The sequence below is a fragment of the Pseudomonas sp. AO-1 genome (assembly GCF_019775695.1).
GTDB classification, from domain to species: domain Bacteria; phylum Pseudomonadota; class Gammaproteobacteria; order Pseudomonadales; family Pseudomonadaceae; genus Aquipseudomonas; species Aquipseudomonas parakoreensis.
Window position 1 is genome coordinate 5,840,958 of the sequence record NZ_CP079947.1, and the last position, 22,233, is coordinate 5,863,190.

The 22,233-nt window shown below is 61.8% G+C and carries 23 protein-coding genes; 8 read left to right on the plus strand and 15 right to left on the minus strand.

Features of this window, described 5'->3' with window-relative positions:
• Nucleotides 1-142 precede the first annotated feature (142 nt).
• Entirely contained in the window at nucleotides 143-1,765 is a 1,623-nt protein-coding gene (locus KVQ82_RS26645) for a collagen-like triple helix repeat-containing protein (RefSeq protein ID WP_222016725.1), read from the plus strand.
• A 134-nt stretch (nucleotides 1,766-1,899) separates the two neighbouring features.
• Nucleotides 1,900-3,570: a ShlB/FhaC/HecB family hemolysin secretion/activation protein gene (locus KVQ82_RS26650; protein ID WP_222016727.1), complete on the plus strand. Its 1,671-nt coding sequence runs from the start codon at nucleotides 1,900-1,902 to the stop codon at nucleotides 3,568-3,570.
• Between the two features lie 67 nt (nucleotides 3,571-3,637).
• On the opposite strand, the gene KVQ82_RS26655 is transcribed toward KVQ82_RS26650, so the two are convergent.
• The 8 genes from KVQ82_RS26655 to cpaB are packed head-to-tail and all read right to left on the minus strand — an operon-like array spanning nucleotide 3,638 to nucleotide 11,093.
• A complete protein-coding gene (locus tag KVQ82_RS26655) occupies nucleotides 3,638-3,910 on the minus strand; it encodes a DUF3613 domain-containing protein (RefSeq protein WP_222016729.1) in 273 nt (90 codons plus the stop codon).
• Between the two features lie 17 nt (nucleotides 3,911-3,927).
• Entirely contained in the window at nucleotides 3,928-4,650 is a 723-nt protein-coding gene (locus KVQ82_RS26660; RefSeq protein ID WP_222016731.1) for a tetratricopeptide repeat protein, read from the minus strand.
• Between the two features lie 22 nt (nucleotides 4,651-4,672).
• Nucleotides 4,673-5,557, minus strand: coding sequence for a type II secretion system F family protein (locus tag KVQ82_RS26665; RefSeq protein WP_222016733.1), 885 nt, complete (start codon nucleotides 5,555-5,557; stop codon nucleotides 4,673-4,675).
• Between the two features lies 1 nt (nucleotide 5,558).
• Nucleotides 5,559-6,443: a type II secretion system F family protein gene (locus KVQ82_RS26670; protein ID WP_222016735.1), complete on the minus strand. Its 885-nt coding sequence runs from the start codon at nucleotides 6,441-6,443 to the stop codon at nucleotides 5,559-5,561.
• A gap of 18 nt (nucleotides 6,444-6,461) precedes the next feature.
• A complete protein-coding gene (locus KVQ82_RS26675) occupies nucleotides 6,462-7,730 on the minus strand; it encodes a CpaF family protein (RefSeq protein ID WP_041068020.1) in 1,269 nt (422 codons plus the stop codon).
• Complete coding sequence (locus KVQ82_RS26680) at nucleotides 7,727-8,920, minus strand: pilus assembly protein (protein WP_222016737.1); 1,194 nt, start codon at nucleotides 8,918-8,920, stop codon at nucleotides 7,727-7,729. The genes KVQ82_RS26675 and KVQ82_RS26680 overlap by 4 nt, the downstream gene beginning before the upstream one ends.
• Nucleotides 8,917-10,140 (minus strand): type II and III secretion system protein family protein, encoded by a 1,224-nt coding sequence (locus KVQ82_RS26685; RefSeq protein WP_222016739.1) that lies wholly within the window; start codon nucleotides 10,138-10,140, stop codon nucleotides 8,917-8,919. Before KVQ82_RS26685 ends, KVQ82_RS26680 begins: the two co-directional genes overlap by 4 nt.
• A gap of 20 nt (nucleotides 10,141-10,160) precedes the next feature.
• The gene (gene cpaB / locus KVQ82_RS26690; RefSeq protein WP_222016740.1) at nucleotides 10,161-11,093 is read right to left on the minus strand and encodes a Flp pilus assembly protein CpaB; all 933 of its coding nucleotides are present in this window, start codon (nucleotides 11,091-11,093) and stop codon (nucleotides 10,161-10,163) included.
• A gap of 344 nt (nucleotides 11,094-11,437) precedes the next feature.
• Here cpaB and KVQ82_RS26695 point away from each other — a divergent pair, with 344 nt between their 5' ends.
• From KVQ82_RS26695 to KVQ82_RS26705, 3 genes are all read left to right on the plus strand, one after another.
• A complete protein-coding gene (locus KVQ82_RS26695; protein ID WP_041068207.1) occupies nucleotides 11,438-11,644 on the plus strand; it encodes a Flp family type IVb pilin in 207 nt (68 codons plus the stop codon).
• Between the two features lie 119 nt (nucleotides 11,645-11,763).
• Nucleotides 11,764-11,976: a Flp family type IVb pilin gene (locus KVQ82_RS26700; RefSeq protein WP_041068032.1), complete on the plus strand. Its 213-nt coding sequence runs from the start codon at nucleotides 11,764-11,766 to the stop codon at nucleotides 11,974-11,976.
• A 66-nt stretch (nucleotides 11,977-12,042) separates the two neighbouring features.
• Nucleotides 12,043-12,450, plus strand: a complete 408-nt coding sequence (locus KVQ82_RS26705; protein WP_121183537.1) for a response regulator — start codon at nucleotides 12,043-12,045, stop codon at nucleotides 12,448-12,450.
• Nucleotides 12,451-12,511: 61 nt separating this feature from the next.
• Here the strand turns inward: KVQ82_RS26705 and KVQ82_RS26710 are convergent, their stop codons facing one another.
• Both KVQ82_RS26710 and KVQ82_RS26715 read right to left on the minus strand, forming a co-directional pair.
• Nucleotides 12,512-13,297 (minus strand): response regulator transcription factor, encoded by a 786-nt coding sequence (locus KVQ82_RS26710; RefSeq protein WP_041068038.1) that lies wholly within the window; start codon nucleotides 13,295-13,297, stop codon nucleotides 12,512-12,514.
• A gap of 118 nt (nucleotides 13,298-13,415) precedes the next feature.
• Entirely contained in the window at nucleotides 13,416-13,886 is a 471-nt protein-coding gene (locus KVQ82_RS26715; RefSeq protein ID WP_086794449.1) for a prepilin peptidase, read from the minus strand.
• Between the two features lie 76 nt (nucleotides 13,887-13,962).
• Here KVQ82_RS26715 and KVQ82_RS26720 point away from each other — a divergent pair, with 76 nt between their 5' ends.
• On the plus strand, nucleotides 13,963-14,409 hold the full coding sequence (locus KVQ82_RS26720; RefSeq protein WP_041068044.1) for a TadE/TadG family type IV pilus assembly protein: 447 nt from the start codon (nucleotides 13,963-13,965) through the stop codon (nucleotides 14,407-14,409).
• A complete protein-coding gene (locus KVQ82_RS26725) occupies nucleotides 14,406-17,153 on the plus strand; it encodes a PAS domain-containing protein (RefSeq protein WP_222016742.1) in 2,748 nt (915 codons plus the stop codon). The genes KVQ82_RS26720 and KVQ82_RS26725 overlap by 4 nt, the downstream gene beginning before the upstream one ends.
• Here KVQ82_RS26725 and KVQ82_RS26730 read toward each other — a convergent pair.
• From KVQ82_RS26730 to KVQ82_RS26750, 5 genes are all read right to left on the minus strand, one after another.
• On the minus strand, nucleotides 17,150-19,153 hold the full coding sequence (locus KVQ82_RS26730) for a pilus assembly protein TadG-related protein (protein WP_222016745.1): 2,004 nt from the start codon (nucleotides 19,151-19,153) through the stop codon (nucleotides 17,150-17,152). The genes KVQ82_RS26725 and KVQ82_RS26730 overlap by 4 nt on opposite strands.
• Nucleotides 19,154-19,406: 253 nt before the next feature.
• Complete coding sequence (locus KVQ82_RS26735; RefSeq protein WP_007963018.1) at nucleotides 19,407-19,964, minus strand: DUF4136 domain-containing protein; 558 nt, start codon at nucleotides 19,962-19,964, stop codon at nucleotides 19,407-19,409.
• Between the two features lie 51 nt (nucleotides 19,965-20,015).
• Complete coding sequence (locus KVQ82_RS26740; protein ID WP_222016749.1) at nucleotides 20,016-20,627, minus strand: DUF4136 domain-containing protein; 612 nt, start codon at nucleotides 20,625-20,627, stop codon at nucleotides 20,016-20,018.
• 12 nt (nucleotides 20,628-20,639) lie between these two features.
• Complete coding sequence (locus KVQ82_RS26745) at nucleotides 20,640-21,389, minus strand: methyltransferase (protein ID WP_222016751.1); 750 nt, start codon at nucleotides 21,387-21,389, stop codon at nucleotides 20,640-20,642.
• Nucleotides 21,389-21,691, minus strand: coding sequence for a MazG-like family protein (locus KVQ82_RS26750; RefSeq protein ID WP_008011269.1), 303 nt, complete (start codon nucleotides 21,689-21,691; stop codon nucleotides 21,389-21,391). Before KVQ82_RS26750 ends, KVQ82_RS26745 begins: the two co-directional genes overlap by 1 nt.
• Before the next feature lie 239 nt (nucleotides 21,692-21,930).
• On the opposite strand from KVQ82_RS26750, the gene KVQ82_RS26755 reads away from it, so the two are divergent.
• Nucleotides 21,931-22,224 (plus strand): hypothetical protein, encoded by a 294-nt coding sequence (locus KVQ82_RS26755; protein ID WP_007963021.1) that lies wholly within the window; start codon nucleotides 21,931-21,933, stop codon nucleotides 22,222-22,224.
• The last annotated feature ends 9 nt before the right edge of the window (nucleotides 22,225-22,233 follow it).

Sequence of the window (22,233 nt, forward strand, 5' to 3'; positions counted from 1 at the left end):
ATAAAGGCGTTAATACCAACTTGAGAATGGCGGCAAGCCGCGACGCGATCGAGATTGACACCACGGACGAGGCATCACCGGCGACAGACGGGTGAGCCATCGAAAACGACGAATGTTGTTACAGGTGCAAGGAATCTCAATCATGAAAACTCAAGTGTGGTGCAAATCGGCAACAGCTCTGGCATTGATCCTCTCCCTTGGCCTCGCGGGCTGCAGCAGCGGCGGTGGCGGCCATCACAGCAGTTCCGGCAGCTCTTCGCCTGACAGCGCGACATCGGGCACTGGCGGCACCAGTGGCACCGGCGGTTCCGGCAGCACTGGCGGCACTGGCGGTACTGGCGGCACCGATACCGCTGGCACAGGCGGTACCGGTGGCACTGGCGGTACAGGCACGACCAACCCGACCAATCCGACGAACCCAACCAACCCGACGAACCCAACCAACCCGACCGACCCTACGGACCCAACCAACCCGACCAACCCGACCACCACCCCGTTGGTGACCACCACCCTGGTGCAGGATGTCGGCAATACCGTTGCAGGCGTCGGCGACGGCGTCGGCCAGGTCGGCGATTCGCTCAGCACGGTTCCAGTGGTCGGTGGCGTCGTGCAAAGCGCAGCCAACACCGCTGGCAATGTGGTCAGCACTTTGGGTGACGGCGTGGCCAACGGTATCGGCAAACTGGGCACGGTCGATAATGGCCTGGGCGTCACCGCGGCTTCGGTCGGCGGGGTGGTTTCAGATGTCGGTACCGGCGTCTCGGACCTGAGCGGCAAACTGGCGACCGCCACCGGCAGCGTTCCAGTCGTCGGTGGCGTGGTGACCAAAGTGGCACCAGTGCTTGATGGCGTCGGCGAGAAAGTCACCATGCTCGGCGACACATTGAGCCTGGCCACCACCACAGGCCCACTCGGTTCAGTGACCAAGAGCGTCGGCAACGGTCTGGTACCGGTGATTGCGATGGTGGAAAGCACCACCGACAAAATCGGCGACACGACCGGCCTCGGCGCTCCGCTCAACGGTGTTCTCGGCCAGGTCGGTGGCGCAGTCAAAGGCCTGGGCGGTCAAGTTACCGGTGCCGGCAGCGGCAATGCCCTGACCAACACCGTTGGCGGCGCCCTGACCAACGTTGGCACCACGGTCGGCAAAGCCGGCGGGCTGGTCGACAATGGCACCGCTTCCGGTGGTGGCTTGGGCGGCGGCCTCGGTGGCGGCCTGGGCGGTACCGGCCTGCTGCAAACCGTAGGCGGGGCCGTGGTCAATGTGGGTGCTGGTCTGAACGCCGGCAACACCAACGGTGCGGTGAGTGCCGGTGGCGTCACCACGGCGTCAGTGGGCAATACCATCGCCTCGCTCAACACCGTACTCGGTGGCTCGGGCACGCCGATCACCGCCACCACCTCGCCACTGGCCACCGTCGGCGCCACCGTCGGTGCCGGGCTGAACCCGGTCACCAGCGCGGTCACCAGCGTCACTCAACAAGTCGGCGCCGCCACAGGTCTGGGCGCACCGGTCGCAGGTCTCACCGGTCAGGTCGGCGGCGCAGTCAGCACGGTTGGTGCCACCCTCGCGTCCACCAACAACCCGGTCACGACCGCCGTCGGTGGTGTGGTCAGCAATGTTGGCGCTACCGTCGGCGCGGTCGGTGGCCTGCTCAACGGTGGCACCAGTACCGGCGGCACCGCAACGGGTAGTACCGCAACCGGTGGCCTGGGCGGTGTACTCGGTGGCCTGACCGGCACTCTTGGAGGCAACAAACGCTAAATTGCACCTGGCCGATTCGACGGCCTCACCTACAGCGCCTACGCTTGGTTGAGGGCGGAAGATTCCCACGAGTCTTCCGCTTTTTTCTTAGGAAAAATTCAGCCCAGTGCTGTGATCTGACCATGGAGTGTCCTATGCGTGTAATGGCATCCCTGCTGTTCCTCAGTCTCAGTTCCGCCGCCCTCGCCGACACCCTGCCCAGTTTTCTCAACAGCAACGAAACCATCCGCAACCTGCCCGTGCCGAACCTGCCGGCCGATGCCTACCGCCCGGCCACTACTCCGGTGCAAGTACCGGAACCCGGCGCGGCCAGTGCCCAGCCGCTGATGATGGAAACCAGAATTACCCTGAAGACAGTCCAGATTGAAGGCGGGACGATCTATCCACTCAGCGAACTGGCCGAGATCTACAAACCCCTGATCGGTCACCCGACCAGCCTCGCCGACCTGATCGAAGCCACTCGCACCATTACCCGCCGCTACCAACAGGACGGTTATCTGCTGTCCTACGCGTTCTTGCCCCAACAAAAATTCGACGACGGCGTCGCGCGGGTGGTGTTGGTGGAAGGCTACGTCAGGGACATCCAGATGCAGGGCGACGTCGGCCGGGTCAAAGGTCTGCTCGACAAGCTGGCAGCGAAAATCCAGGCTGAACGGCCGCTGACCCGCAAGACCTTCGAGCGCTATACCACGTTGATGACCCGCATTCCCGGCGTGACGGTGCAGGCCCAAGTGCCTCCGCCCGGCACCACTGACGGTGCCACGACCCTGGTCGCCCAGGCCAGTCGCAAACCGTTCACCAGCACCCTGAGCACCACAGAAGACAACCGTAACGGCACCCAGGCGTTGCTGGGAGTGAGCAGCAACTCGCAGACCGCCATGGGCGAGCAATTGACCCTCAGCGGGCTGTTTCCGCCGGGGGATGACCACGAGCATTACTACCGACTGGACTACAACCAGTTCCTCAACAGCGAAGGCACGCAACTGAGTCTGTTTGCCTCACGCTACCGGGCCGATCCGGGCACCAATGTGCTTACCAGCGATGGCTTCGAACTCAAGCCGCACAAGGAAGACGACCGTTACTCAATCGGTGTCAGTCACCCGTTCATCGCTGCGGCCAACGAACTGCTCAATGCCGGCGCGCGGCTGTATGCGGTCGATAGCACCAACCGCTACAAGGTGGTTGGCTACCCGTTGAGCATCGAGGAGCGAACTGACGTACGCGCCCTCGCGTTCGAAAGCGACTGGCGCAAGAGCGACGCCCGCCAACTGCGGATTGTCAGTGGCGGCTTGTATCAGGGGCTGGACAGCATGGGCGCACATTCCAACAACCCGGCACTGGATCTGAACTTCCTGCGCCTGCGCCTCTCCGGCGTGCAGAGCGACAAGTTCTTCGACAACTGGCAAGGCGTGCTGTCGGCCGCGTTGTACTGGAGCGATGACACCTTGCCCGACAGCGAACGCGCCGTGTTCGGCGGGCAGAATTTCGGCCGTGGTTACCCGGACGATCAGGCCTCGGGGGATAAAGGCTGGGGCGCGGCCTACGAGGTCAACTACAGCTTCAACCGCGACGGCAACTGGGTGCGCATCCTGCAGCCGTATGTGGTGCTGGACCGTTCGAAAACCTGGTTCAACAAGCTCGCGGTACAGAGCAACGACCTGTCATCGGCGGCAGTGGGGCTGCGCTTTGGCGATGCCAAGTACTACAACATTGCATTGGAGGCCGCCAAGCCGATGTCCGATGAGGCGCTGGATACGTTCAATCGTCGGGCGCGCTACAGCATCAGTTTCAGCTATCAGTTGTAGACCTTCAGCCATTGCGTCATCGCCGCTTTAGCGGCGATGACGCAATGGATTTAGCCTCGCCAGCAACCTAGTTCTTGGTCTCGATCTTGCCGCCCGCGTCCGGGTCGTAGAAGTCCGGGATCTCATACTTGTACTTCTTCAGCCAGCGCTGCATCGCCTCTTCCCGCTCGGCCGCCGTGGCGGTTTGCGGTTTCGTCGAGGCCGCCTGGTTACGGCTTTGCAGCACCAGCCAGCCTTCGGTTTCCTGTTGCTGCGCCGAGGCCGGGCCGGCGTCGATCGCGTGGGCTGCTAGCGGCAGGCTCAGCAGTATCAGGCAGCTTAGGCGGTGCACGGTGTTCATGGTGATCTCCCGGAATGTCACTTGAGCGTCGACGGTTGTGGGTCAGCCACCACCGCCACTTGATTACCGGCCGCGGTCGGGGCCTTGGCCGGCACCTTGAGTTTTTCCGCACGGGCCTGGGCTTCGGAGAATTGTTCCGGCGTCAGGTGCGCGCGGCTGACGATTTCGGCGGCTTGCTGCCAGTTGTTCTGGTAGAGCAGCAAGGTCACCAGATTCAGCGGAGCCAGTTGATCGTTCTGCTTGAGTTCGATGGCGGTAAGGAATTCGAAGCGCGCGTCTTCAAGACGCAACTGGTTGAGGTAGACCACGCCGAGGTCGTTGCGGATCTTGTCATTGGTTGGCGCCAGACGCACCGCGCGCTGCAGGTGCGCCTGGGCCTGACCGTTATCGCCACGGGCGGCATAGATTTGCCCCAGACCATGTTCGGCGTCCGCCGTCAGGCACGTGCCGAGCAGGCCGCGATACAGCGGCTCGGCCTCGTTGCGCCCGAGCAAGCGGTAAACCCTGGCCTTGCGCAAGCGCACCTCGACCAGATTGTCGGGCAGGCTTTGCAGGTTGGCCAGGCTGGCGTGCAGCTTGCCGTCGTTGGCCAGATCATCCGCCAGGTTCAGGGCCAGTTCCTGTTCGGAGTCGAGCTTGCTGCAACTGCTCGGCGCCAGCATTGCCGACCACGGTGCCTGGCCGTCAGTGGCACAGCCACCGAGCATCAACAGACTTGCCACGACAATCAGTGCTTTCATCAACGCTCTCCATGAGCCCACGTCAGTTTGCAAACGCCCGGGTAATCGCGGTGAACCCCGGGCCGGCCAGTACGATCAGCAAGGCAGGAAACAGAAACAGCATCATCACCACCGACATCTTCGCCGACATCTTCGAGATGTATTCCTGCAGTCGGGTCAGGCGCCGGTCGTCGAGCAATTGTTTGAGCGCCAGCAACGATTTCATCGCCCCGCCGCCCTGCTGAATCAGCTGTTGCAGGATCACGCAGGTGTCGGTGAACTCATCGACGGCGAGCATCACCGAGGCCTTGTTCAGCTCCTGCCCCAATTCCAGTCCCGAGTCGACCCGGGCCAGAATCAGGCGCAGTTCGCGGGTCAGTTCCGGCAGCAGTTTCTGCCCTTCGCTGCTGAGCACGCGCAGGGCCTGTTCGACCGCCATGCCCGACTCGAACAGGATGCGCAGCAACGGGATGAACGTGGAGATTTCCACGGCGATGGTTTTCTGTCGACGCCCGGCGGCGTACGCCAGCACTCGCTTGGGCAGCAAATAGCCGGCACCGGTGGCCAGCATGGGCACCAGCCAGCCGTTGGCCGCGTGCGGAAAAAACACTTCCTGCAGAAACAACGCCAGCCCCAGCGCCAACAGCGGTGTGCCGATCTGGCACGCGGCGTACAGCGAACGCTCACTGGCGCGGCGCCAGCCGAGCCGGCTGAGCAGGGCCTGGGTTTCACTGTCGATGCTCACCGAACGCTGGCCGAACTTGCTGTTGCCCAGCGCTCGCAGCCAATTGCCGAAACGGTTCTCACGCACCAGATGGCCTTGCAACCGCTGATTGACCTGGCGCACCCGACGCCGCTCCGTCAGCAGATGATTGACCACCAGCAACAGCGCGCCGAGCAGCAGCATCAGGGCGGCAAGATAGACCATGTCAAACACTCCGCAACATGCGCCACAGCGCCAGGCAGCCGGTCACTTGCAACACCACGGCGATGATCAACATGGTCCGGCCACCGCCGTCGTGCCACATGCCAAGCATGTAACCGGGATTGGTCAGCATGAAGTAGCTCACCAGGATCACCGGCAGCGAACCCAGCACCCAGGCCGTCATACGCGTTTCGCCAGTGAGCGCGCGCAGTTGCCGGGCACCCTGGTCACGCTCGCGGATCAGCTTGATCAGGTTCTCCAGCAACTCGCTGGCATTGCCGCCATAGCGATGATTGACCTTCAGGCCGAGGGCGAACATGCGCAATTCGTCCTGTTCATAAAGTTCGGCAAAGTCACTGACCGCATCCGGCAGATTGACGCCCAGTTGCACGTTGCGCTGCACCCGGCCCATCGCTTCTTTCAGCGGATCGTCACTCGACTCGATGCCGCCCATGACCGCGTCACTCAGGGTGCGGCCGGACTTGAGACTGCGCACGGTGTAGTCGAGCAACTGCGGTAACTGCTCGATCATGCGTTTGATCCGCCGGTGATACCGCCAGGACATGTACAGACGCAGAATCAGCGGCGGTGCCAACAGCATCGTCAGCAAACCGATCCAGCTCGCCAGCAGATACCCGAGGGCAATGGCCACGCCCCACAAGGTCAGCCACAGGCCGAAACGTTCGTTGGGACGGCCCAGCCCCGCACGCAGGAACATGCGTTCGAACCCGACCCACGCCGGTTTCTGGGCAACGAGTTGCGGCTGCCCCGCCGCAAGGCGATTGAGCACCCGTTCGTTGCCGCTCTTGTGGATGCCGTGCACGAACAGCCAGATCGACAGCCCGAGCAGAATCAGACAAAGCAGGATGAGAATGGCCGGTCCGATCATGATGTGCGTCCCCTGCTCTCAGCTCAGGTTCATCTCGTGGCGCAACTTGTCGCCCGCCGGATTGACCGCTTCGCGCAGGAAGCCGAAACCGGTACGCCGATCAAGGCGAAACAAGGTGTTGGTGACGTAGACGTCTTCGCGGATGCCGACCACTTCCACCACCTCGCTGACACAGCGGCGGCCGTCCGGCATGCGGGTCAGCTGGATGATCACGTCGAGGGCGGCGCAGATCATCTGGCGCAGGGTGCGCTCGGCGATCGAGCGTCCGGTCAGCCCCACCAGCGTCTCCAGGCGCAGCAGCGCATCCTGCGCATTGTTGGCGTGCACGGTGCTCATCGAGCCGTCGTGGCCGGTGTTCATCGCAGTCAGTACATCGACCACTTCGACCCCACGAATCTCGCCGAGGATGATCCGGTCGGGACGCATGCGCAGGGCGTTGCGGATCAGGTCGCTGGCCTTGACTTCGCCGTGACCCTCGGCATTTGGCGGGCGGGTTTCCAGGCGCACGACGTGCGGGTGGCCAAGCTGCAATTCGGCGACGTCTTCGATGGTCACCAGCCGTTCGTGGGGGTTGATCAATTGGCTGAGGATGTTCAGCAGCGTGGTCTTGCCGGTGCCGGTACCGCCGCTGATGAGCACGTTGCAGCGCTTGCCCACCGCCTCTTGAAGAAACTCGAAAATCGCCAGATCGATGGTCTGCATCGCCATCAGGTCACTGCTTTTGAGCATGTCCTTGCGAAACTTGCGAATCGACAGGCAGGGGCCGTCGAGGGCGATCGGTGGAATGATCGCGTTGACCCGACTGCCATCCGGCAGGCGTGCATCGACCATCGGCGAGGACTCGTCGAGGCGTCGTCCGAGCGGTGCGAGAATTCGTTGCATGACCCGCTCGACGTGATGCGCATCGATAAAGCGCAGGTCACTTTGATGCAGCACGCCGTCGCGCTCGATGAACACCCGGTGCGGGCCGTTGACCAGAATCTCGGTCACCGACGGATCGCGCAGCAGCACCTCCAGCGGGCCGAAACCGGTGAGTTCATCGACGATTTCTTCGGCCAGGCGCTCCATCTCGTAGCGGGAAATCGCCAGGTGCAGACGGGCGATGTATTCGGCGACCTTGTCGGTGACAAATTGCGCCAGCAACTGGCGCGAGCCTTCCAGCAGGTTTTTCCCCGACTCTTCGATGGCGTCAATGATGTAGCGATGCAGGACCAGCTTCAGGCCTTCGTGATCGGTGTTGCCGGTCGCGCCGTGCTGCACCGCGCCGAACAGTTTTTCCGCGCTCATGAGGTGCCTCGCAAGCGGTCGAACCAGGTGACGACCTTGGGCTTGACCAGGCCTTCGGAGCGCTTGGCCAGACGTTCGCCGAGGGTGCGCAGGCTCTGTGTGAGTTTTTCCCGCGGAGCCAGTTCGAACAGGCTGACGCCCTGGTTCTTGGCGTTCAAGCGCACTTCGGCGTTGGCTGCCAACACCGCGATCACTTCCAGGTTGAAGGTCTTGCCAAGGGTTTCGGCGTCCGGAGCGACGCTGCTCAAGTAACCGTCCACCAGCAAGCGTGCGTGGTCGAGTTTCATGCCTTTCTCGCGCCACAGGTTGAGCACGGCGAGGTTGCGACGGCAGTTGAGCACGTTCTGATCGGTGTACCAGATCAGCTTGTCGCAATGGCTGACAAACGTACGCAAGGCTTCACTGTCGGACTGCCCGGTGAGGTTCACGACGATGTGCTGGAAGTGTTGACGCAAGGCGCTGAGCAACATGTACAGCTCGGCGGCACTGGTACTGTCCAGCGGCTCGTCGCTGCTGGCATACGCGAGAATCCGCAGGCCGGCTTCCGTGCTGGTGAAGGCACTGTCGATCAACGTCGCATCGAGCCTGCGCAAGTGGCGCAGGGCATCGCCGAAGTGAAACGAACTCTCGAGCCCGAGCAGCGCCAGACTGTCGCCCCGGGGCAGGCCCAGATCCAGCAGCAAGGTTTGCTGACCGCTCTTTTGCACCACCAGCGCCATGTGATTGGCCAGCAGCGCACCGTCGGAATTGCTCTGGGTGCCGTACAACACGGTGAGGCCACCCAGTTGGGTGTTGGTGGTCACCGGTGGCAGGCGTTTGTTCAGGCGCCGCACCAGCCCGGCGACCTCACTGGCCCGCGAACCGTACGCGACGAAATCCCGGGCGCCGGCACGCATCGCATTGAGCACCAGTTGGTTGTCCATGCCATCACCCAGAGCAACGATGGCGAGCATGGGTTTGGCTTCCAGCGCACCTTCGATCAACGCACTCTGCGCCACCACGTGGTCACGGTCGAGGCCGACGAACACCAGGCTGGCGAAGGTGACATCGACCAGCGCCAGCAACTCGTCCAGGCTCCCGGCCCCGGCGCTGACCACCTGGCCCAGTGGCGCGAGAGCGCCTTGCAGCCACTCCAGATCGGTGCTGTTACGGGTGATCGCAAGAAAGGTCTGGCTCAGGTTCTGGTTCATTGGGACAACCCACTGCGCTTGTCGAAGTTGCCGTTTTCGAGGAAGAACATGCGGTAGAAATTCGGGTCGTAGTTGCGCAATTTTTCGCCCGGCAGCGACGGCAGCTGCGCATCGGCCGCCAATGGCTGCACCAGGTGCGGGGTGACGATCATCAGCAGTTCGCGCTCCTCGCGCTTGATCTGCGAATCACGGAAAAACGCGCCGAGCACCGGGATATCACCCAATCCCGGAAACTTGTTCACTTGCGAGGTGTTGCTGGTGCTGATCAAGCCACTGATGACGAAACTTTCGCCGTCGGCCAGCGATACGCTGGTATCGGTACGGCGTACGGTCAGGGCCGGCACCGGGGTGCCGGCGATATTGATGGCGTTGGCGTAATCCAGTTCGCTGACTTCCGGCGCGACCTTCAGCGCCACGCGATTGCGGTCGATCACGGTCGGCGTCAGGGTCAGGCGGATGCCAAACTCCTTGTACTCGATGGTCACCGTATCGCTGCCGGAACTGGGCACCGGAATCGGGATTTCGCCACCGGCCAGAAAGCTTGCGCTCTGCCCGCTCAGCGCGACCAGACTCGGCCGCGCGAGGGTGTAGGCAAAGCCGCTGCCTTCCAGCGCGTTGATGATCGCCATGGTCTTGCCGCCGATCCAGGAAAAATTGAACTGGCCGTTATTCACCGGCAACTTCGGTGTCGGCACACCACCGACATCGGGCAGCGTACCGGGCGAGCCAAACAGAAAATTGCCGCGCACACCGATCAAAGAGGCCGTGGCTTCCTTGAGTTTGGTGCGGCTGACTTCGACGAAGCGAATGTCGGTCTGCACTTGCGAAGGCAGCGTCGGGTCATCGGAAGGCAGTCTGCTGGTGCTGGTCAACGCCGCTGTGGCGCTGCCTTGCACGAACACCATGCTCTGACGCGGCTCACTGGAGCACGAGGTCCAGACCATCAGGCTGGTCGCGCCGGGGGCCACGCCAGTGAGCAAAAAAGAAGCGCTGCCGGTGTCATGCACATCGGCGATCTTCGGATCACCGATGGCCACCCGGGTGATTGCCACGGGCGACTGGATGTCCTGCTGGAACCCTTCGCCGATCTCGATCACCGGCGGCATGCGACCGAGCGCCGAGCAATCGCCGGTGGCCGCGATGGCCGCGTTCATCGTCAGTCCCATCAGTATCAAGGCCGGGACTACCGGTTTTAATAACGGCCTGAATCGACTCTGCATGCATGTGGATCCTTGCTCAATCATGGGGCTTGTTGGGAAAGCTGATTGCCGCGGATCACTTCCATCGGCTTGCGTTCATGACCACCTGAGGACGGCGCTTTCGGCGCGGCGCCCAAGGCCAGTTGCGTGAACTGGAAGAGTTGGCTGTTGGCGTTATCCAGGTGCGCCGGCGCCTGCTGTTCACCGGCCCAGTATTTCGCCAGCCGCTGCTCTTCGCTGCTGCGCACGGCCAGACGCAAGGTGCCGACCTGGGTGGCGAGCATCATCCGGCTGAGCAATTGTTCAGGTACGGCCAGGACCACGGTGCGCGCTGCGATCCGGCGTTGATCCTGTTTGAGTTTGTCGTCGGCGCTGAGGGCCGGGCTGGCGGGCTGGCCGTCGTTGGTCAGGCCGTATTGTTCACCCACGCCAAGCACGCGCATGGCCGGTACGACGATTTGCGCCGACTGCTGCAGATTGCTCGCATCCTGGCGCAGGTAGAGCAGCACATCGACATAGTCGCCGGGGAGCAGTTGCCCGGCAGCGCCGATCACTTCATCCACGGCCACCGTCAGAGCGCGCTCGTCGCTGTGGATCATCCGCGCCAGTGAGCCACCCGCCTCGAAGCTTTCATCGTTGAGCCAGGTGCCGGCGCTCAAATGCCGCCACGGGGTACGACCCACTGCCTGATCAACACTGGCAAGGCTGCCGGCCGGCGCATTGCGCAATTTTTCCACGGTCACATCGGCAGCGGTCAGCGGAGTGAACGGCGGAACATCGTGCAACAACACGACCACGGGCTGACGGGTCTGATCTTCGGCGGCAGCGACGGTTTTTTCCACCACGACGGGCGTAGCGACAGGCGCCTGGGCAACCGGAGCCGGTTGCCGACTGAGCACCAGGCCCCAGTAACCGACGATGATTGCGCCCAACAGCAGTACGGCTGCAAGGCCCATGGTGACGCGACTGTTCATGACGGCTCTCCCTTTCCTGCTGCACCGACAGCCTGTACTTCCTGCCGAGAGAATTTTTCGCGATCAGGCAGCTATGAACATGCAACGATTTCGCTATTTCCAAGCTAGCTGATACGAGCCAAAACGCCATTAGTGACAGGAAAATAACTCACTAAAGTATGAGTCATGGCCAATTAACTGTAGGGATTGGCTCAATTAACAATCCGGTTAATCCTTTGTGATTAATCCGTTCTTACAGTTGTTGACCGGGGGTTTGTTGACAATGCTCTGATAGCACGGTGAAAGCATGCCGCTGTAGCGTTGGATCGGCGCCAGAGGCGCGAAGGAGTGGACGTATGTTTCGGATGATCATCGACTATCTACTGGCCAGGGCCAGGCTGCTGTGCAGAAGTGAAGAAGGTGCGTCGGCCATCGAATACGCGATCGTGGTGGCAATGGTGGCGGTGGTGGTCGTGGTGTTTGTGTCGCCCATCGGCGACAAGGTGCTGGCCATTTTCAACGTGGTGCTGACCAAGCTCGGTGGCACGGCACAGGTCAGAACGACGCCTTGATCAACATCCCTCCCGTCGTCCGGTGTCCGGGTCCATGCTGACCAGCAGCAGCGCTCAGGCACTGGCAAATCTTCGGATTTCACAAGTCCGATCACCCGCCGTTACGAAGGAGAATGTCAATGATCCTCGAATATCTGATATTGCGCCTGAGGTCGTTTCTGGCAAGTACAGAGGCTGCATCCGCCATCGAGTACGCCATCGTGGTGGCAATGGTAGCGGTCGTTGTGGTGGTGTTCATCACACCACTGGGCGCGAAAATCTTTGCGATTTTCAATAGCGTCCTGGTATCCCTCGGCGGCACCGCCCAGACCGCTCCGGTACAGACCCCCTGATGTGAGTCGCGCCCGGCGAATGTCGGGCTACACTCGATATCACTTTCAGCTTTTCAGGGACTGCCCATGACTGCTTCCTCACTCCCCCGCCAACAGTTGCTTCTGGTTGACGACGAAGAGGACGCGTTGCTTGAGCTGGCCGAGCTACTGGAGGGCGAGGGCTTTGTCTGCCACACCGCCACGTCGGTGAAACTCGCCCTGCATCACCTCACCCGTTTTCCGGATATCGCCCTGGTGATCACCGATCTGCGCATGCCGGAGGAGTCCGGCATGTCGCTGATCAAACGCCTGCGCGAGCACACTTCACGTGAGCATCTGCCAGTGATCGTCACCTCCGGACACGCCGACATGGAGGACGTCAGCGACATGCTGCGCCTGCAAGTGCTGGACCTGTTTCGCAAGCCGATCTACCACGTGCGGCTGCTGGAAACCCTGGACAATCTGTTCCCCAAACCCAAGACACAGGCCGGGTAATACAGGCGAAGGTTTTTTGGCAGAATTGACTGCCTGCCCGGGAAGGGGCAGGCAAACAGAATCAGTGTGCGGTTACACGCTGACGGGCGGCCGAAGCACTGGGTGAAAGGGCCAATGCCAACTGCGTGCGGTTGTGCATGTGGGTCAGGCGCAACACCTGGGAAACGTACAGTTTCACGGTGTTTTCAGTGATGCCCAACTCGCAGGCAATCTGATAGTTGGTCTGCCCTTTGCCCACCAGCCGCGCCACATCCAGTTGCCGTGGCGACAACTGATTGAAGATCGCCGGAATCTCCTGCTCGGCTTCGGCGCTGTCGCCACCGAGCATGTCTTTGACCACCGCCGCCGGGTTACGCCGGACCTTGTCCAGGTCCTGGTAAAGATCGTCGATGGATTCGGAAAGAAACTGCAGCTTCTGGTTCAGGTGGCCCAACTGCACATTCTTGTGCCGCTCCTGCAGAGCCGCTTCCTGACGCTTCACGCCTTCAAGCAGTTCATCCAGCTCGATCGGCTTCTGATAGTAATCGGCGATCCCCGCGCGCAGGGCCTTGATCACGTCCTGTTTATCGGCGCGGCCGGTGAGCATGATCGCTTCGAACACCCGGTGTTTGCCGCAGATTCGTTGCAGTTCCTGCACCAGCTGAATGCCGTCCATGTCCGGCATGTGCAGATCGCTCAGCACCAGGCCGATTTCCGCGTCTTCGCTGAAACGCTCGATCGCCTGCGCACTGGATTCACACGGCACACAGCGGTACCCGCTGCTTTCGAGAAACTCGCACAACTCTTCGACGATCAGCGGCTGATCATCGACCACGAGCACTTTTACCGCCGACGTAAGCTTGTTCACGAACCACTCCATTGCTCGGGCCAAAGCTGACTTTTTCTGCACTTTGGCAATGTAACGACTTCATTTGAAAGTAGACGCACTTTCCGACTATGTACATAGAACTAGTGGCACCTGGCGACTAATGGATCCAATGAATCGAAGCCAGTACGCCCAGCAGCACGAACGGTGCAAATGGCAGCTTCTTTGACACTCCAGGCTCCATATATCGAAGATGTTCTCTAAGTCGTTGACTCATATGAAGCCAGACTCTTGGCGCAACAAGCAGCCAGATCAGACTGGCGACGCCGGCGCCGATAAACGCACAAAGAATGAATAAACCGTTCGTCGCAAGGCCCATGGCTGTCATTAGTTTCACATCGCCGGCACCCATGCGCCCCATGAAGTACCCCGGCAGGGTCAACACCAAGGCGATCACGCCCGCCCACAGTCCCTGCTGCGCTTCGGCACCGAGCCAGGTCGTGCCAGTCACCAGCAGATAGATCAGCGCCAGAGCTCCCGCGCCGAATGTCAGTGCATTGGCGATACGCCGGTGTCGGGCATCCTGGGCGGCGCAAACCGCCAGCCAGATCAGGAGAACGAAACTCTGCATCCGGTTAAATCCCGTCCGATTTTGCTGATTGATTCTATGCTGATACTACGCAGTGAACGTCAGGGTAGACGCAGTCATGAAAACCGGCTTCGCAAAATCACAGGCAGGCGCAGTGGCGATCGAATTCGCCCTGGTATTCGTGATTTTTTTCGCCGTATTTTACGCGCTGGTCAGTTACAGCCTGCCGTTTGTATTGATGCAGACCTTCAACGAGGCGACATCCGAAGCGGTGCGCCGCAGCGTCGGAGTCGACCCCAACACGCCTGGTTATGCCTCCGTGGTGGTGAGCACTGCCAACACCGCGTTGACCCAGCAGTTGCAGTGGGTGCCACCCGCGCTGAACCTGGTGGTCGGTGTCGACACCTCAGCGGTGTATGACGCCACTCAAGGTACGCTGACGGTCAGAGTCGATTACCCCACCAGCAAGCTCAATCAGGTCATTCCATTTCTGGTGCTGCCGGGCGTGGGTGCCGTGCCGAGCCTGCCCGCCACCCTCTCCGCCGCGTCGAGCCTGAAATTTTGACCTCCGGCGACCATCTGTTCGGACGCCTGCTCAAACGCGCGCCGGCGCCCGCCAGTGAACTGCCCGACCACCTCGGCTCACCGCCGCAGGGTTTGCACCTGCACCTGGATCACGACGGCGGCGTACTGCAGATGGCCGGGCCGTTGCGTCATCTGTTGGCGCAACAGCCGCCCCACGATTCGCCGCTACCGTTGGCGGCTTATTTACTCGCACACAGTACGCTGGCGATCGAAGGCCGGCCGCAGGACTGGCAAGGGCAAATGCTCGACCTGGATTTCCCCGGGCTCAGTGACCAGACCCTGCATTTGCGCGGCTGGGTGCAGCCTTCGGCGGCGGGCTGGGTATTGCAACTGATGGACATCGGCGACCTGCTGCTGGAGCGCCAGCAATCGCGCCACCGCGAATCCTGTCAGGCCCTTGCCGGGCAGATCAGCGACCACCTGCGCACCTGCAGCCTGATGCGCCTGCCGGTGGTGCTCAGCGAGCAGTTGCAGGCCATCGCCCAGCGCTGGCGAATCCCGTGCCTGGCCATTGCCCTGCTCGACGAACAGGCACAGGGCTGGCAGATTTTTCAACACTATCGCGCCCACGATGCCCCCATGCTGTGGCAGGACGGCCAGCGTCTGGGCACGCCGCTCGACAGCCTCAACGGCAGTGCACCGCAGCGTCTCGGCGCGCATCACGGTTTGTTCGAACACTCGCGCGTTGCAGCGATCTTCGGCAACGCCGATGGTTTCGCCGTGCCTTACAGCGATGATCGCGGGGTGGCGGCATGGCTGCTCTGTGGTTTCTACACCGTGGACGTTGTCGCGCCACACCTGAGCGACCGCGACTGGATGTCACTGACCGGCGCCCTCGCCGGCCCGCTGCTCAGCCGTCTGCGGGATCAGCAACATCATCACTACACCGAGCGCCTCGAGTCACTGCAAACCCTGCTGGGTACCGGCTGGTGGGAAATGCTCGGGGACGACGTGTTGCTGGCGCCGTCGCTGCTCGCTGCGCTGCCGGCGGACAGCGCTCGAATCTCGCTGCAAGACTGGCTGGCGCTGATTCATCCGGCCGACCGCGAAGAACTGCGCAGCCGTCTGCACGCCCTGCAACTGCACGGCGAAGCCCTGAGCCTGAGCGTTCGTCTGCACCGCAGCGAATCAGGACAAACACCGCAGTGGTATCGCGTGCAAGGTCAGGTCGCCGGCAGTGGCGAACAGCGGCGACTGGTGGGGTTCATGCTCGACATCAGCGACATCCGGAACCAGCAGCAGCGAGCCGAAGCTGCGCACGCGCGACTGGACAACCTGATCGCCAGTTCGCCAGCGGTGATTTATGTGCAGCGTTACGTCGAGGGCGCGCTACGTCCCGATTTCTTCAGCGCCAGTTTGCAGCCGCTGCTGGGCTGGACGCCGGACGAGGGCATTGGCACTGACTGGGTGCAATTGATTCATCCTGAAGACCGCGATCTGTATTTCGCCCGTACCCGCCAACTGCTGCGCGAAGGCTCGGTGCGCGGGCGCTTTCGTTTACGCGACGCGCGCGGCGAATACCACTGGCTGCTCGATGAAGCCAAGCTGCTGCGCAATGACCTGGGCCTGCCGGTCGAAGCCGTCGGCCTGTGGCTGGACGTCACCGAAGCGACCCTCGCCGCCGAACAGGTCAAACAGAGCGAAGAGCGCTACCGGATTCTGGTGGAAGACTCGCCGGCGATGATTTGCCGTTATCGTCCGGACCTGACCCTGACCTTCGGCAACCGGCCACTGGCGACTTATCTGGAATGCTCGCCGGAGCAATTGCCGGGGGTCGATCTGGGCAGCTGGATGTCCGACGAACAACGCGCCGCCTTCGTGCAACGCCTGGCGCTGCTGACTCCTGAGCTGCCGGTGAGCACCGCCGAAATCAGCCTGCAACTGCCCGGACGCGAGCATGCCTGGTGGGTGTGGTCCGATCGCGGGGTGTTCGATGAACACGGGCGCCTGCTCGAAGTGCAGGCCGTGGGCCGCGACAACACCGAGGTGCGCCGCTCGCAGCAGCAACTCACACAAAGCGCGAAAATGGCCACCCTCGGCGAAATGGCCACCGGCCTGGCCCACGAAATCAACCAGCCGCTGAACGTGATGCGCATGGCCATCGTCAACGTGCTCAAGCGTCTGGGCAACGGCGATGTGCAGATCGACTACCTGACCGACAAACTCAATCGCATCGACGCCCAGGTGCAGCGCGCGGCGAAAGTGGTCGATCACATGCGCGTGTTCGGCCGCCGCTCGGAGGTCGAGCAGCAACTGTTCAACCCGGCCTCGGCCATCGAAGGGACGCTGTCGTTGCTCGCCGAAGGCATGCGCGGCAAAGGTGTCGACCTGCGGATCAGCGAAACCGGTTTTAGCGTGCAGGTGCGCGGCTATGTCGATCAACTGGAACAGGTGCTGATCAACCTGATGGTCAATGCCCGCGATGCGCTGCTCGGCAAACGCGAGAAGGACGCGTCATTCAAACCCTGGATTTCGATTTACGCCGAGCGCGATGAAATCAAGGTGCGGCTGTGGGTTGAGGACAACGGTGGCGGCATCGACCCACGTTTGCTGGAGCGCATATTCGAACCGTTCTTCACCACCAAACCGGTGGGCGTCGGCACCGGGCTGGGGCTGTCGGTGAGCTACGGCATCATTGAAAACATGGGCGGCCATTTGAGCGTGCGCAACTCGCTGGAGGGCGCACGTTTCTGCATCGAGTTGCCGATAGCGCCGAACGTCTAGATCACCAGATAAGCCTTGCCGGTCTGACCGCAGGTCATGTTGGCGCCGACGTCGACGTCCATCAGGTTGATGCCCAGGCTTTTCAGCAGGTTGTTGAGCAAGGGGTCGAGCAACGGGCTGACGAGGTTGGTAATCAGTGGCTGCAAAATCGCCGTGACATCACTGATCAGGCTGGCCACGCCAGTGACGATGGCGCCCAGTGGATTGCTGCCCTGCGGTTTGTAAACGATCAGATTGATCCCCGCCAACGTGTTCGCCAGGCTGTTGACGATATTGCTCGACGGCGCCGCCGAGATCACGCTTGGCGGCAGTTTGAGGTTGGCCGGCGTGGCGAACGGCGTACTGCTGGAATACAGCAGATCCTGAGAAGTTTGCGCGACACTGGTGTTGACCATGATCGCAATACCACCCGCCCCGTACTGGACGTGGGTGCTCTCGTCGCAACTGCCAATGCCGAGGATTTTGTGGCAGGTCACGGTGCCAAGATCGACCAGTGGCAACGGTGTGACCGTCGGTTCGGCGAGTGAGGAAAAGGCATTGGTCGGGTCGATCTTGCCGACCTTGAGGTCCGCGATCGAGGTGAGGGTATGGGCGGTCAGACTTTTCGTGCCCGCAGTGCCCGGGCCTGCCGGGCAGCTGTAATCGGTGACGTAGCTGACCGCCCCACCGGCATCCAGGGCGATGTCGATTTGCGGCGATGGCAACAGCAGCGGATCAAGCTGTTCGCAACCGGCACCCAGCAGACAACCGACCGAGTTGAGGGTCGCCACCAGATTCAGACTCAACAGCGCATTGAGGGTCGGGGTCAAAGTACCGACCAGCCCCAATACGGCATTGGTCAACCCGGTCACCCCGGTCAGCACCGGCAGATTCACAGAGAGCAGCGTGCGAATCTGCGCCGTGCGCACATAAATCCGGTCCGGCCCCAACGGATTGGCCTTGGCCCGCGCCGGATCGCCAATGGCCGAGAACTGCGGCGGCTCGATGACCTTGACCCGCACCGTGACATTCGCCAGCCCCAGCACGCTGATCGGCAAGGTCGCAGCCACCGCGCTTTTGCTGTTGGCCAGTTGCACCACGCCCTGAATCAATTGCAGCAGTTGCAGGTTGGCATCCAGCCCGGCTGCCGTGGTACCAGTCTGCAACTGCAGGATGTCGCCGAGCTTGACCGGCGCCGCATTGATCGCCGCCACCTGCAACTGACCCAGCGCAGTGATCACCGTAGCGGTCGCACCATTGAGCTGCACCACCGTCGCGGCCGCCTGAATCAGTTGGGTGACCGTGGCCTGGGTATTGAGCAGTTGCGTGTAGTTACCGGCCGCGACGTTGAGGTTGATTGCCAGTTGGTTGAGGTAGCTGAGCAGGTTGATGTCGGTATTGAGCAGGCCATCCCAGCCCAGTGCCGTGAGGTTGACGTTGCCGCCGAGCAGCCCGGAGAACAGCGGATTGAGGATGTTCGATTGTGCAGTGTTGATGCTCGCAAGGTTGCTGCGGATGTTCAGTTGCGCAACCGTCGGTGTCGGCTGGGCGGCGACAGCCGAAGCATTCAGCGTGGTGTTCAGACTGACCGCCGAGCCCGTGAACAGCGCTTGTACCCCACCGGCAAAACTGGTGGTCACCGTGCGACTGGCAGCGACTTTCACCGCCGTCGACTGCGTCGCATCGGCAGTGAACGCGCGCAGTCCGGTGGCGGTGGTCTGTACGCTGCCGCAAGTGGTCACCAGCGTGTTGTTGCCATCGACGATGTAGCCATTACGCACGGCGCTTTGCCCGGCGTAAGTAGCGGCGCTGAGACCGGACTGGCAGTTGCCGCCGCGACTGACGGCTTCCAGCGCGGCACTGTCGACCACCCGCTGCAACTTGCGCTGCTCCATGTACAGCCGACCGGTGTCGACCACCAACAGCATCAACACCAGCGCCAGACTGAGGGTCGCAGCCGCCATCAAGCCGATCGCCCCGCGTTGCCGGGCCTTGCCATTGAACTGCGTACGAGGCGACATGGCGCACTCCTTTGCTGGCGCGTTGCCGAGCGCTACCTCCGATGGTGGGTTTGAGTGTAGACGGCGCTAGTGGCAACGCGCCATTTGATGCCGCACAAAACCCTGCAGACCTCGCCTGCTCGCGAATGCGCGGTGTCATTCAACATGGATGTGGCTGACACGCCGTCTTCGCGAGCAAGCTCGCTCCCACAGGGGATTTGTGGCGGGGCAAAAAAACGGGAGCCTCCTGGGCTCCCGTTTTTTTTACAGCGCACTAGCGCGGTGGATAGTTGGCCAATATCCGGCTGACGGTTTCGCGTACCGCGTTGCTGCGATCCTGTGGATTGGGCGTGCTGCTGAGCATCTGCTCATCGCTGCCACGCCACACCAGTTTGCCGTCCTTGCCGTCGAGCAGGTCGATCTGGATCGTTGCCACCTTGTAGGTGATGTTGCGGGTTTCGTTGTACATCGGCGCGCCCCAGTAACCGTTCCACGGGCCGCCCCAACCGCCGCCGTAGTTGGTGGTCACTTGCTGCTGGCGATCTTCGACGATCAGGTAGGTCTGCACACTCAGGTCACCCTTGGCCCCCGCTGCGGCGGGACGCAAACCGCGCTGGTCGAGCTGATCGCTGACGGCCTGGCGGATGCGTTGCTCGGTCAGGTCGCTTTTGATCCGTGGATCATCCGGGCGATATTGCAGCGCGGGTTCTTTCCAGCTCCAACTGCGATAGGCGGCGAAGTCGCGGCTGGCGTCGAAGTCATGGTTGACCTGATTGGCGGCGCAGGCACTGAGCAGCGCGGCCATGGCCAATAAAGCGAGACGGCGGAACATGATTTTTCTCCGGTTGAAGGCCTGAACCTGCGAAGCGTTCTCATATGAAGTCTAGCTCGGCGGATAGGCCGACAGGGCTTTTTCCAGAGCCTTGCGAATGGCATCGGTGCGCACCAGCTGGCTGCCCTGGTTGGCCGTCTCGGCGCTGGCGCTCCACACCGGTTGCCCGGTGCCGGCGTCGAACAGATTGACCTGCACCACCACGACCTGCTCCTGATAGGTGCGAACAATCGGCACGCTGTTGTACATGCCGTAACCGTGTCCGTAGCGATCATAGCCACCGTATCCGCCGTAGTAGCCGTAGTCGTCCTGCACCTGACGCAAGCGGGTTTCCAGACGCAGGTTGGCGCTGACCAACAGGTCGGCCGGACGGTTGTCGTGCAACGGCCGCAATCCGCGCTGATCCAGCGCATTGCTCACCGCTTCGGCCACTTGCGCCGAGTCGGCCCACGCCGTGCCCGGCGGCAACTGGCCGTTGAGCCAGGCCCAACTGCGATAGCGCCCGTAATCGCGTGGCGGTGCCGGATAAGCACTGCGATCGAAGGTGTTGGCCGCTTGCGGCGGTGCCGGCGGCAACGGCCGTGACTGCGCGACGTACGGGTTGCTGCCCTGGCAGGCGGCCAGCCCCAGGCAGATCAGCAATAAACCGGATTGAGCTTTCATGCGGTGCTCCGATCAGATCGGCCGGCAGATCCAGTGCAAGTAACGCCCAAGCCCGGCGAAGCTTGGGTGGCGACGGTGAGCGAGCTCCATCTCCAGCAAATCCACGAGTTCGGCGCGGGCCTGGAATTCCACGGGCATGTAGTCGTGAAAAACCCGGATCCCGCTCTGGGTTTCGACCTGCCACAACCCTTCGAGTTGCGTTGCCAGCTCCCGCGGATCAAGCGGCTGCTGCGGGGTCAGGCTCTGCTTTTCACCGGCCATGGTGTTTTTGCGCATTTTCTTGAAATGGCCCTTGAGCAGGTTGCGGTAGATCAACGCGTCACGGTTGTAGAACGCCAGCGACAGCCAGCCACCGGGTTTGGTCAGTTGATGCAGCACCGGCAGGATCGCATGGGGTTCGGCCAGCCATTCGAGCACGGCGTGGCAGATCACCAGATCGTAGGGTTCGGTGAGCTGTCCGAGCAGTTCCTGCCACGGTGCCTGAATGAACGTCGCGCTCTGCCCGGCTTCGGCGAAGCGTTGACGAGCCCCTTCGAGCATCGGTTCGGCCGGCTCGGTGAAGGTCACTTGATGGCCGCGTTCGGCCAACCACAGCGACATGTGGCCCAGACCGCCGCCGATGTCCAGCACGCGCAGCGGTCGGTCCGGCAATGCTTCGGCCAGGTCGGCCTGCAACACCGCGAGGCGAATCGCGCCTTTGGCGCCACCGTAGATTTTTTCGGCGAAACGGGTCGCCAACTGATCGAAATGCCGGTCGCTCATCAGCTGAACCGCCGTTCGCTGTCGGCGAGCTTGCTGCGCACCACTTCATTCATGTCCAGCCCCAACTCGCTGCACAGCAGCAACAGATACAGGACGATATCGCCGATTTCCTGCCCGGCATGCGCCAGTTTGTCCGCCGGCAACTGGCGTGACTGGTCTTCGGTCAGCCACTGGAAAATCTCCACCAACTCGGACATCTCGACGCTGGCGGCCATGGCGAGGTTTTTCGGGCTGTGAAATTGCCGCCAGTCATTACGGTCGCGGATGGCGTGCAGGCGTTCGGTCAGTTCAACAAGGTTCATCGGGTTCTCCTGAAGGCGTATAGCTTCGGGGGGATACGCGTTGAAGGCAAGGCCCATGTAGGAGCTGCCGCAGGCTGCGATCTTTTGATCTTGCCCCTGAAAATCAACAGCCAAAGATCGCAGCCTGCGGCAGCTCCTACAGATTTTCCGTTCGGCGCAGCATTGGGCCATACTCCTGTCAGGGAACTCGGCCACCCGCGTTGTGGCCCAAGGCTCAGCTCTTTCATCAGGATGCACACATGCAGGTAGAAAGCTTTTTCGAATGGCTCGGCCAGGCACTCGGTTCGATCATCCGCTTCATCGTCGACGGCCTCAGCGGCCTGTTCAACATTCTGAGCAACGCCGGCGGCAACTTTGTCGATGGCCTGGCGAAGACGCTGGGCATGGACACTTCGATCATCAGCATCCTCGCGCTGATTGTCGGCCTGATGCTGCTGTGGTCGGCGATTCGCGCGTTCATGAATGCGTCGATCATTGCCGGGATCATCTGGTTGCTGTTGGGGTTGTGGCTTTTGAGCTGGATCATCCATTAACCCTCGTGG